Annotated in this window: 9 protein-coding genes; 4 read left to right on the top strand and 5 right to left on the bottom strand. The window is 42.0% G+C overall.

All coding sequences use genetic code 11. The features are described from left to right. Positions 1–70: 70 nt before the first annotated feature. Together HUW51_RS18075 and ychF are read left to right on the top strand one after the other, a co-directional pair. A complete protein-coding gene (locus tag HUW51_RS18075; RefSeq protein WP_185271020.1) occupies positions 71–463 on the top strand; it encodes a hypothetical protein in 393 nt (130 codons plus the stop codon). Between the two features lie 235 nt (positions 464–698). Further along, on the top strand, positions 699–1,796 hold the full coding sequence (gene ychF, locus HUW51_RS18070) for a redox-regulated ATPase YchF (RefSeq protein ID WP_185271019.1): 1,098 nt from the start codon (positions 699–701) through the stop codon (positions 1,794–1,796). A 77-nt stretch (positions 1,797–1,873) separates the two neighbouring features. Here the strand turns inward: ychF and HUW51_RS18065 are convergent, their stop codons facing one another. Next, positions 1,874–3,652, bottom strand: a complete 1,779-nt coding sequence (locus HUW51_RS18065) for a Kelch repeat-containing protein (RefSeq protein WP_185271018.1) — start codon at positions 3,650–3,652, stop codon at positions 1,874–1,876. Between the two features lie 259 nt (positions 3,653–3,911). Between HUW51_RS18065 and HUW51_RS18060 the strand changes: the two genes are divergently transcribed. Next, the gene (locus HUW51_RS18060) at positions 3,912–4,310 is read left to right on the top strand and encodes a VOC family protein (protein ID WP_185271017.1); all 399 of its coding nucleotides are present in this window, start codon (positions 3,912–3,914) and stop codon (positions 4,308–4,310) included. 177 nt (positions 4,311–4,487) lie between these two features. On the opposite strand, the gene HUW51_RS18055 is transcribed toward HUW51_RS18060, so the two are convergent. From HUW51_RS18055 to HUW51_RS18045, 3 genes are all read right to left on the bottom strand, one after another. Beyond that, a complete protein-coding gene (locus HUW51_RS18055; protein ID WP_185271016.1) occupies positions 4,488–6,152 on the bottom strand; it encodes a S8 family peptidase in 1,665 nt (554 codons plus the stop codon). Between the two features lie 118 nt (positions 6,153–6,270). Continuing rightward, positions 6,271–7,623 (bottom strand): type IX secretion system plug protein, encoded by a 1,353-nt coding sequence (locus tag HUW51_RS18050; protein WP_185271015.1) that lies wholly within the window; start codon positions 7,621–7,623, stop codon positions 6,271–6,273. A 53-nt stretch (positions 7,624–7,676) separates the two neighbouring features. Further along, entirely contained in the window at positions 7,677–9,626 is a 1,950-nt protein-coding gene (locus tag HUW51_RS18045) for an ABC-F family ATP-binding cassette domain-containing protein (RefSeq protein ID WP_185271014.1), read from the bottom strand. A gap of 279 nt (positions 9,627–9,905) precedes the next feature. On the opposite strand from HUW51_RS18045, the gene HUW51_RS18040 reads away from it, so the two are divergent. Beyond that, the gene (locus HUW51_RS18040; protein WP_185271013.1) at positions 9,906–10,460 is read left to right on the top strand and encodes a 2'-5' RNA ligase family protein; all 555 of its coding nucleotides are present in this window, start codon (positions 9,906–9,908) and stop codon (positions 10,458–10,460) included. 183 nt (positions 10,461–10,643) lie between these two features. Here the strand turns inward: HUW51_RS18040 and HUW51_RS18035 are convergent, their stop codons facing one another. Continuing rightward, positions 10,644–11,858 carry an alginate lyase family protein gene (locus HUW51_RS18035; RefSeq protein WP_185271012.1) on the bottom strand — a complete coding sequence of 405 codons (1,215 nt, stop codon included), beginning with the start codon at positions 11,856–11,858 and terminating at the stop codon, positions 10,644–10,646. Positions 11,859–12,082: the final 224 nt, after the last annotated feature.

Here is a 12,082-nt window from a genome sequence, read left to right as displayed (position 1 = left end):
AGTATGCTTCTAATTTCACATTCTAATGGCTCTTTATCTTACTAATCTTAAAATCGTACTGTTAGTACTTTTGCTGTTAAACGTTGCTTTGGTATTAATTTTTAAAAATCCGCTGCGTTTAATTAAAGGGCCTTTTATTTTGTTCGGGGTACTCAGTGTGCTATGTTTAACGTACCGGTTCGTGATTTATCCGGCCACTAAAAGCCAGATTCAAAAAGAAAAAGCAGCGGTAATTAATAAACGAGGCTGGGAATACATTAACGACCCCGAATTGGATACTGCTTTTATAAATCGGGAGCAAGATAATAAATTAATAAGCGGCGCGCTTTTCCGGATTGCGGGTTTTCAAACGGTAGTGGCTTTTGTGCTGGCCGCAGTGGGAATCTTTACTTCCGGCGATAAAAAAGTGTATAGCCTGTATGCCCTTGGTTTTCTGGTGCTGGCCTTCTTGTTTTTAACTTAAAAATCCGCACCTTTTTATATCTAACCTGCTCCTTTTTCCGGATGGTTACAGGTGTGCCCGACTCTGGCGGCAAGTTGACCGGACCGGAATAACGCATGCTATTGTTTTTGTGGCTATATTTGCGCCCGAATTGCTAAAAACAAGAATCAGAATAAAGTACGGGCACAATTTACCTCAGGCTTTACTTGTTCAGGCATTAACGTATTATTAAAACAAATCATTTTTTAAATATTTCATGGGTTTACGTTGCGGAATTGTAGGCTTACCTAATGTGGGTAAATCTACTTTGTTTAATGCCATATCCAGCGCCAAGGCAGAGTCGGCTAATTATCCTTTTTGTACCATTGAACCCAACGTGGGGGTGGTAACCGTACCAGACGAGCGCTTACAGATTTTAGAAGAACTGGTGCATCCGGAGCGGGTATTGCCCACCATTATTGAATTTGTGGATATAGCGGGCTTGGTAAAAGGCGCCAGCAAAGGCGAAGGCTTAGGCAATAAATTTTTAGCTAATATCCGGGAAGTAGATGCCATTATTCACGTGGTGCGCTGCTTCGACGACCCCAACATTGTACACGTGGCAGGCGGGGTAGATCCGGTTTTTGATAAAGATGTAATTGATACCGAGCTGCAACTAAAAGACCTGGAATCTATTGATAAGAAAATTGGTAAAGTAGAGCGCACCGCCAAAGCCGGCGACGCCAAAGCCAAAAAAGAATTAGCTTCGTTGCAAGCTTTTAAAGCGCACCTGGAAAGTGGCAAAAACGCCCGTTCGTACACCGCTTCTGACGAAGACCTGGAAGCCGTAGAAGATTTACAATTGCTTACTTTAAAACCCGTGGTTTACGTAGCTAACGTAGACGAAGCCTCGATTAACACCGGCAACCAATACATTGAGGCTTTAAAAGAACACGTAAAAGACGAAAACGCCCAGGTAGTAGTTATTTCGGCGGCCATTGAAGCGCAAATTGCCGAATTAACCGATCCGGAAGAAAAAGCCATGTTTTTAGAAGAGTACGGCTTAAAAGAATCGGGTTTAAATCAGTTAATCCGGGCTTCGTATAGCTTACTTAACCTGATAACTTACTTTACCGCCGGAGTAAAAGAAGTACGAGCCTGGACGATTCAAAAAGGTTGGAAAGCACCCCAGGCGGCCGGCGTAATTCACTCCGATTTTGAAAAAGGTTTTATCCGGGCCGAAGTAATTAAACTACCCGACTATCAGGAATATAAAACCGAAACCAAGATAAAAGAAGCCGGTAAAATGGCCGTAGAAGGTAAAGAATACGTGGTGCAGGACGGCGACATTATGCACTTCCGCTTTAACGTTTAATTTAAAAAAATCAAAATAAAAAGGAGCCGGTATAAAGTACTGGCTCCTTTTTTTATGCAATCAAAATTTTAAAATTTTTACTTTTCCAGCATTATTTTTACCACATACCGCTGCGTACCTTGGGTTATTTGCAGGTAATATAAACCAGAATTTAAATTACGGTTTGCGAGGTTAAAGGGTAAACTATGGGTAGCGGCAGGTAAGTTTAGTTTATCGGATAACAGAATAGTACCTGATTGGTTTACCAAAGAATAAGGCACTTCACCGGTTAAGCCTTCGGGCAAGTTTACGGTAAATTGACCATTTAAAACCGGGTTCGGGTAAACGGCTACCATTTGATTATTAAAAGCTATTTCGGCCGAATTTTCGGTGTCGGCATTTCTCGTGGCTGCTTTAACCCCCGATCCGCTCATCGCAATGGTTGTACTTCCCCCCTGTCCGGAATGTTTGATAACCACACTGGCCGTTTGGCTGCCGGTTATACCGGGCTTAAATTTACCGGTTAAAGTAACGCTTTTGCCGGGCGCCAGTACAAAAGGCAGCGTATACGGCACACTCACGGTAAATGCGCCAGCCCCTGATTTTGTTACCGAACTGATTAATATGGCTTGGTTGCCGGTGGTATTACTTAAAGTGATGCTTTTGGTACTGGTGGTATTTAGCGTAACCGTACCAAAACTTACACTGGTAGGCGCGGCTAATTTGCTTTGCGTTAAATTAGAACCTGTGGGGGCAGTCCGGCTAGATAAGTAAAAGACTTCCTGGGTATTTAATTCTGGGGTACCACCACGGTTACCGCAGCCGGCCGCCAGGTAAATGTTGTTGTTATTTACAATAGCTTGCGTGCCGTGCCGCCCTTGTTTTAAATCAGCTAAGCGGCGCCATTTATTGGTAGTTACATTAAGCGCCTCGGTGTGTTTGTGTGCCGAGGTTTGGGAGCCACTTTCGCCCCCAATAATAATTAACTCATTGCCCAAAACGGCGGTAGCCGTGCCCGCCCGCTGCGTAGGAATATTACTGCTGCTGGGTAAGGTAGTCCATTTAGACGCGCTAAATTCAAAAACATCTACCTGCGGCACGGTTAACTCAAACGTTTGATTGGTGCTCGCGGAAGAACGCCGGCCACCAGCCAAATATAATTTGCCATTTACTACTGCTGCCTGAAAATGATCGCGGGCCCGGGGTGCATTGGGTAAAGTTCGCCAGGTGTTCGTGGCCGGATTATATTCATCAAACCAATTTACATGACCCGCCCAATGGCCGTCTTTAATTCCGCCTACCAGGTAAATTTTCTTGTTATAAACAACTACCCCCACCGAACCCCGCCGCCGGGCCGAGGGGATTGTAGCCCCGGTAATCCATTTATTGGTAGTAGGGTTATAAATGTAGATGTTAGAAACAGGCTTTTCGTGCGGATAAGAACCCGTAAAAGCGCCTACCACATAAATTAAACCGTCCAGGCTAATGGCTTGAAAATGGTGCAATTCAATGGGGGTATTTACTTTGTTAACCCAGTTTTTTTTAACCAGATCAAATACCTGCACGGGTTTGATTTTTCGGCCGCCCATTAAATAAAATTTGTTACCTGCTTGTACATAACTAGCTTCGTGGCGCGCCGTGGGAGCGCCGGAACCAGGTACAATCGAAGCCCAGGCTCCTAAACTGGATGCCACTGCCGGAACCGGTAAACTTGCCGGACTACCCGTATTTTTAGAGCCAGTATATTCATTTATTAAAATTTTGTTCGTTGGTTTACTTTCTGAATTTACCGTTAAACTTAAAAACAGAGCAGAGAATATACTTATTTTTAAAAAAGAAGAATTTTTAAAAACCAAAAGAGTCAAATTCTTTTTCATGAGGCAATAGGTATAATTAAAAATACAGCTAAACTTCCTGATTACTCTAAACCCTAAGTGTATCTACTAGGATAATAAATAAGTTAGTTACAAAGTTTAAAATGGAAATTTATCAAGTTTAATTATAAATATACGCACATCATTTTTAAAAGGCTATATATATTTTAAATAATAATGGTTTAATGGTGTACCGTCTGGTATTAAAAGTTATACAAGCGTAAACAACAAATAGTAAACAGCAAAAAATTAGTTTATACCCATGGCGCAGCAAATAGGTCAGATTGCTTTATTAGTTCGTGAATACGACGAAGCTATTGCGTTTTATACGCAAAAACTTTCGTTTAAACTCTTAGAAGATACTCCGCTTTCGGAAGTGAAACGCTGGGTAGTGGTGGCACCTAAAGGTGGGGCCGGTTACCGGTTGCTCTTAGCCAAAGCCAGCAATGAGGAGCAAGCGAGCCGGGTAGGCAACCAAACAGGAGGCCGGGTATTTCTTTTTCTTTACACCGATGATTTACGGCGCGACTACGCAGAAATGAAGAAAGCCGGAATTAACTTTGTCCGCGAACCCTCCGAAGAGCCTTACGGCCTGGTAGCTGTATTTCAGGATCTTTACGGCAACCTCTGGGATTTTATCCAAACAAATAAAAAGTACTAAGAGTAAAGACAGTTCTCTGGAAATAGATTTTTTAAAATGACAGAGCAACAAAGGCTCAAAGTCAGCAAATTACATTCACAGAATTTGATTTTTTTTTAAAATATAACAAAAAACCAACTCCATATAGAGTTGGTTTTTTGTTATATTTTAAAAATTTAAACCTATTTAAATTTTAAGCTATTTCTGGGCAGTTAACTGCTCTGCCATTTTCACAGCTTCATAGGCATTAACCACACCGCCGGTAATAGATAAAGAACCAAAAGGTACTAAACCGGCATCTGTTTTTTTATTTAATCCAGGCTTAGCCACTTCTAAGGTAGGGTACTTAACGCTTGATTTTATTATAATGTCGCGCACCTGTTCGGCGGTTAATTCCGGGAAATAAGAAAACAACAAGGCGGCTACTCCGGTAGTTACCGGCGAAGCCATGCTGGTGCCACTGTTTTCGTTATAAGCTTGGTTGGGTTTTAAGGAGTAAATATCAACGCCTGGCGCAAATACATCTACGGACTGTTTGCCGTAGTTAGAGAAATTAGCCACAAACTTTTCATTATTCTCCCACGACGAAGCCCCGATTTCTAACCAAGTAGCAATGGTTTTTCCGTCTTTTAATTTGCGGGTAGGATAATTGGCTGTTTGATCCAAGTCTTCGCTATCGTTACCGGCTGCGTGCACGAGCAAAACGCCTTTGCTTTCGGCATATTTCATGGCAGCATCTACGGCTTCTTTATCAGAAGTATACTTTTTCCCGAAGCTCATGTTTATTACGTGGGCGCCATTATCTACGGCGTAATAAATAGCGTTGGCTACGTCTTTATCGCGCTCATCGCCGTTGGGTACCGCCCGGATGGGCATAATCTTAACGTTGTCGGCAATGCCTTTTACACCTAAGTTGTTTTTCCGGTTTGCCGCCACAATGCCGGCTACGTGGGTGCCGTGCTCCGCATCCGGACCTGTAACATCACTGTTGCCATAAAACTTATCTTTTACGTTGTTGTAGTCATCACCTACTATCGATCTGGAATCATAATCCGGGTTTAAGCCTACTTTTAAAACATAATCAAAGTGTTTCTGGGCTTTGGTAATTTCTTCTACCAAATTATTTTCGTAAGCGTATTGCAACAGCGCTTTAGATTTCATTACGCGTAAATCCGGCGACGTAATGGCTTCTACTTCGGCTTCGGTATACTCGGTTTTACCTAAATGCTTTTGTATAAAATCTTCGGCCTGCTTAAAAGTATCGTAGAATTTTTGAAAATCGGCGGCTTGCGCTTGCGCTTCGGCTACTTCTTTATCGTAATCAGCTTTAATTTTTTGGTATTCGGCGTACTCAGCGCGGTCTTTGCGCTTAATTTTTTTAGATTTTGCGTTTTCAAATTTCTTGCGCAAACGGGCGTATTGCCGGGTTAATTCGTAAGTATCGTCTTTCACGTTCTCCCCGCTTTTATTGCCCAAAAAGCTCCAGCCGTTAACGTCGTCTACGTACCCGTTTTTATCATCGTCGATGCCGTTCCCGCTAATTTCTTTGGAATTTACCCAGATAATACCTTGCAGATCTTCGTGTTTTATGTCTACCCCGGAATCAATGATAGCCACTACCACGGTACGCGACGTCCGGTTTTGTAGCCGCTCGTAGGCTTTTTCGGTGCTGATTCCGGGAACTTTGTCAGTCATAAAATCCAGGTTAAACCAGTTTTCCGGCGCTTTTAACGTGGTAGAATCAACTGTAAAAAGGTAGCGGTATTTTTTATGAAGTTCGCGGTGGCCGGTATCGGCTTGCACAAAAGTTGTAGCCGTAGCAGCAGCAAACAATCCGCTTAAGGCAATTTTTTTAAAATTCATGAATACAAACTTAAAAGATAGAAAAAAGCAGCAAACCATTTTTACTATAACGGTTTGCTGCAAACCCCAAAAAATTGTTGGAATATACGTAAAAAATCTAAATTGATTTACCTGGATTTTAACGACGATCGCCGTTGGTTTCTAACCATTGATAACCGATAAGTAAATCGGTGCGGGTGCCTGGTGGCCGGTAGTACACTAAAATGTCGTACGTGTTCCGGGTTTGGAAATGGCTGCCTTCAAAATAAGCTTCATTTACCTTCTGGGGCTGGTTAGCGGCTTGCAAAGCAAAAGAATAATTATAGTAGCCTTGTTTGAGTAAAATTTTACCGGTGTATTGCTGCGCTTCCGGCACGTAGGTTAATTTACACTCGGGCGCTAGCTTCCAGTCGCTGAGCTGGCCAAAAACGTATACATCGCCGGGGGCTGGTTCGGGAGCGGCTAAGGTAAACTGGGTTTCCACGTAATCCGGGTCGCCGGTGTTGGTGCTACCAAACCTACGGTTTTCATAAACTACTTTGCCGTTAATATCTACATCCTGCGAATATACGTCGCGTGATCGGTTTTTCTCGGGGTACAAACGCACGGCAACCGGGTTCGCTTCCAGGCTTACCGCTTCCATATTAAATCCTCTGCCGCGCAGGTTACGATCATCAAAACCCCGGTACTCTTTTAAACCCGGAAAACTGCTAGCGCCATTAAAATAGGTATATTCCAGTCGTTTTTGGGTATCGTGCACAAAAGTAGGCCGCAGGTTATATTTGGCATTGTCCCAGCGGCTATTCTGGCGCAGCACCACTTTTATCTCCTGCGACGGGTTTACTACCGGATAATCCGGGTACAAAATATTAAAATCAATTTGTTGGTTGGTAGCGCGTTCACTGGCTCCTACCGGCATTACGGACCTGCCCGCTACCGTTACCCTGTTTTCGTACACCAACAAGCGGCGACTTAATACCAAGTTACCACTGCGGTCGGTAACTACTACCATATAATTACCGGGTAGTTTTATCCGCGGCAACTGAAAACGGTAATGGATGTAGGGCACTTTGGTGTTAAACGAAGCTACCCCATCGGTAATATAAAACTCATTAAACTCGTCGATAAACTGAATTTGAGTTAGGCGCGCTTCGGTCCAATCCAGGTTGCAATAAACGTATTTTAAAGTAAACCGCTGCTGCGGCGCATTTAACTGGTCAAACTCCAGAACTAAAGGTTCAGTTTGCGATAAAGGTACTACCGGCGCGTTAAAAACTTCTTCGGCGTTGCCGGTTTGCACGTAAAACTGCACCGATTTTATACTGGGGTCGTAGATAAAATCTTCGTACCGCAACGAGGTTGAGCTATAATATTCGGTTTTACCGGAAGTAACACCCGACGAGGCCGTGGTTTGCTCTACGGGCACGCAGGCCTTAATCAACCAGACCAGGCTTACCAAAGCCAGCAGGAGAAAAGTTTTTTGTTTATTCATTCGTGAGCTTAAAGGTAATAAAACGAATCGGGCGCCTATTCTTGTTTAATCCTTCAGATATTTTTTACCTGGTTTTCCAGTTCATCAATGGCCTGCAATATTTCTTCCCAACCGTTATTTTTTTGATCCAGTTGCTTTTTCAGCGCCTCAAATTGCTGGGTAACTTCCTGCAATTGGCTGGGGTTTCCGTAAATCTTTGGATCAGCGAGTTGGCGTTCCAGTTCTTTTTGCTGCTGTTCCAGGCTACTAATCTGGTTCTCGACTTCTTTTAGCTGGTTATTCAGTTTTTTTAAATCTTGTTGCAGATTTGCCTGATTGCCCGAATTTGTTGAAGTAGTGGGTTTCGTTGCGTTTTGCTTGTTTTCTACTGATTTAGTAGAAGCACTTTCAGCTTTCCGGCCGCTTTTCTCCCTTTGCTCTTGCCAGTATTCGTACTCGTGGTAAGTACCCGGATATTCTTTTAACTGGTAATCTTCGATGTACCAAATCTTATTGGCTACATTCTCTACAAAATACCGGTCGTGCGAAATAACCACAAAGGTACCTTCGTATTGCTCTAAAGCCTGAATCAGGATGTTAACCGATTGCATATCCAGGTGGTTGGTGGGCTCATCGAGCAACAAAAAGTTGGCTTCCGAAATTAAAGTTTTTGCTAAAGCCACCCGCGATTTTTCACCCCCGGATAAAACCTTGATTTTTTTAAAAACTGCATCGCCGGTAAACAAGAAAGAGCCCAGTACCGTGCGTAATTCCATCTCGTTACGCTTACTGCCGGCTTCTACTAACTCCTGCAGAATTTCGTTATCTACGTTTAAGGATTCTAACTGGTGCTGCGCGTAAAACGACATGATGACGTTATGCCCCAGTTGCCGTTTGCCGTTAATTTGTTCGTCGCCGGCAATAATACGGAGCAACGTAGATTTACCTTTACCATTAGCCCCGATTAAAGCAATTTTATCGCCGCGTTCAATGTTAACGTTTGTATCCCGGAAGATTATTTTTTGATCGTAGCTTTTGCTCATGTGCTCCAATCGCAAAATATGGCGCCCTGGCTCTACGTTAAACTGAAATTTAAAATTTACTTTAGGCGCATCGCTGGCTACATCTTCAATGCGTTCCAGTTTATCCAGCATTTTGGCCCGGCTTTGCGCTTGTTTGGCTTTGGATGCTTTGGCTTTAAACCGTTCGATAAACCTTTCGGCCTGTCTTATTTGCGATTGCTGGTTTTCAAAAGCTCCTTTTTGAATTTCGTTGCGCAGTTCTTTTTCTTCCAGATAAAAAGAATAATTACCCGCGTATACGTTTAGTTTTTGCTGGGCTACTTCTACAATAGTGTTGGTAGTTTTATCTAGAAATTCGCGGTCGTGCGATACAATAATAACCGAACCTTCGTAGTTTTCTAAGTAATTCTCGAGCCATTTAATAGAAGGTAAGTCCAGGTGGTTGGTAGGCTCATCGAGTAAAAGCAAAGAAGGTTTTTGCAATAATATTTTGGCGAGCATCACGCGCATGCGCCAGCCTCCCGAAAACGTTTTTAGAGGACGTTGCAACTCTTCGGTGCTAAAACCCAGACCTTCCAGAATTTCTTCAGCTTTGTTTTGAATGTTGTAGCCATCCAGGGCTTCGAACTGCTCCTGCAGCTTAGCTAATTTATCTACCAGCTCGTCGCGGTAATCTGTTTCGAACTCATGCAGAATGGCATCAATCTTCTTTTGCAAGTTTAATGCTTCTTCGAAAGCCTGCATGGCAACCAGCAAAATACTATCTTCGGTTTGATACGATAACAAATCCTGGTTTAAAAAACCCAAAGTAGTTTCGCGGCTCATTTGAATGGTACCGGCATCGGGTTTATACTCCCCCACCAGTACCCGGAGCAACGTAGATTTACCCGTTCCGTTTAAACCAATTAAGCCAATTTTATCTTTCGGTTTAATGTGTAAATTGGCGTCTTCGTAGAGAGTACGGCTACCGAAGTGAAAATCAAGGTTATTAATAGAAATCATGAATGGCCAAAATAAAAATGCAAAGGTACGCAGTGCAACCCCAAGTTGCAAGTTACTACAACGTTGATAGCGGGTGATACAGAATAGTTGTTCCTATAACCGGATATTGTTGTACTTAGCCCCCTAACAGCTAGCTATAAAACTATTAGCAAAGCAGATTAATTCATCAGAGGCCTGAATTGTAAATTTTTAAAAATTCTGCATGAATCCATTATTCGTAAGCATAAACCAAATACAACGAACCACGACCAACTTTCGTTTGCACTTTAAAAATAAGAAATGATAGCAGTAGTATCTTTACTGGATGCGTTGCACACGCAAATTGTGAACGAGATTATCGACGACTTAGAACGGGTTTTTGGATTACAGGGAGTTAAAATAACCGCTGATCCTCATATTACCTGGCTCATTTGCGAAGTAGAAAAACTCAATGAATTAAAATCTTTTTTAAAAGAAGTAGCCAGCCAAACTCAATCCATAGTAGTAAAAACTACTGGTTTAGGAATTTTTCCGGGCGAAAATCCCGTAATTTTTGTTCCAGTGATACGCGCCGATGGATTTAACCTGGTTCATGCCGCGCTTTTTCAGGGAATCCGCACTTTTAGCAGGCACACCGTTAATTTCTACGATCCGGATAACTGGGTTCCGCACATTTCTTTGGCCCTGCGCGATACCACTCCCGAGCTGCTCCCTCACCTGGTGCAGTACTTAAACCAAAGAACTTACAACTGGCAAATTGAATTAAACAATCTAAGCATTTTGCGCAGTGAGAACAACCGGTTCCGGCAAGATGTAACTTACTTTTTCTCGAATGTATCCGAGCTAAGCCGATAAGAGCAGAAATTTAAAAATTAGCTTATTACTTACCGGGTTTTTTCTTTAAAAATAAGCTAAGGTTTACCAGATTGATTTTTAAACAAATTATGCTTTAGTAGCATGAAAAACCCGTTGAGCTTTAAAATGCTAACGGGTTGATTTTCTTAATAAATAAAGTATTTCAAAAAATCGGTTTTTATATTAATAATACTTCGACGTTAAAAGGTCGATATCGGTACCGGCAATAAATTTGGCGTGGGTGCTGGATAATACGGGTTGCAAGTTTATATCTTTATACATCGAGGAACCGGTCCGGGCAATCGAAACAAAAGCTTCTTTTTTAAAAGTTCCGATTTGTTGGTAAGGCCAAGCCTTAGATCCTGCTGCATAAGGCAACATAAATTCAAACGCTTTTTTCAGGCTTTTACCGTTTGGTGTGGTATAGGTCCAGAGGTTAACGCCAACGTTTTCGGCACAAATGGCCAAATTAAACCAACCTTCCAAATTTTTGTTACTGTAAGTCCAGGAGCCGGTACGGGCCAATTCAAAAGGCTGCTCGCCATTTGCTTTTAACTGGTCATCCATTCTTTTGTAAGTTTGTTTTTCCAAAAGCGATTTGGCTAAAGTTTTATTTTCGGCATACAACGCGTAGGTTACTACTTGCAAATCATACATGGTACCAATGTTATTAGGAGCAATATTGGCTGCATTCCCCATTTCACTGGTCATTAACCAATTCAGATATTCGTTAAACCAAGATTTTAAAGCTTCGTTATTCTGAGCGGTCCAGGAAGGAGACCCCGCTAACAGTTGCACGCCATCAATCAGGTCAGGAAATTTTTCAGTATCAATCGTTCCGGTACCGTAAACCTTGGTATCGCCCCGAATAATTTGCGCATACTTTAAATTAGGATTCATGCGGGTATCTCTATTCAGAAAAAATACTTTTAATAATTCTGCCGCTTTTTTGGCGTATTTTTCGTCGTTGGTAAAGTAATAAGATAGTCCGAGTAAACGTACATCCCGGCTTATACCGCGCGCGTATTCCCCGTCTTTTACCTTTTCTACTTCCGGATTGGTCTGACCGTCTTTTTTGATATAAGGTAACCCATTTGAAGTGTTAGGATTAGGCCACCAATACGACGCCAAACTCATATAATCATGTTTATCCCCGCTGGGCGGAGTAATAGATTTATTTACCACGGTGTACGGTACCCGGTTTAAGGGGGCACCTACGGTATTAAGAAGCACCTTTAATGCGGCTAAACATTGTTCGTTACCGGAATTAATTTTAATCTTAGTTTCCAGCAAATGATCGCCATTCATCAGAAATGTATTAGGCCGCACCTGAGCAGATACTTGAAACGTAATACCTAAAAAAAGAATAAATGAGATAAACGATAAACGTGTTTTCATTGGTAAATTACTACTTTTAAATTAATGCAAAGTTACAAACTAAAACCACTTAAAAGAAAGTATAAACTAGCGCACCAATAGTATTTTTCTAATAGAAGGAAGGCACATAAGTTTGCTAAAAATAAAATTTATTCAAATTAAATTTAATTCTTCCCTCTTACTAGTAGATATTACATGAAATAGCTAATAAAATATCCAACAGAATCTATATCAAACTTTATTTA

Origin of the sequence: Adhaeribacter swui (genome assembly GCF_014217805.1) — a bacterium.
GTDB lineage: Bacteria > Bacteroidota > Bacteroidia > Cytophagales > Hymenobacteraceae > Adhaeribacter > Adhaeribacter swui.
Note: the sequence above shows the minus strand (reverse complement) of the source record. Positions and strands in the feature narration are given on the sequence as shown.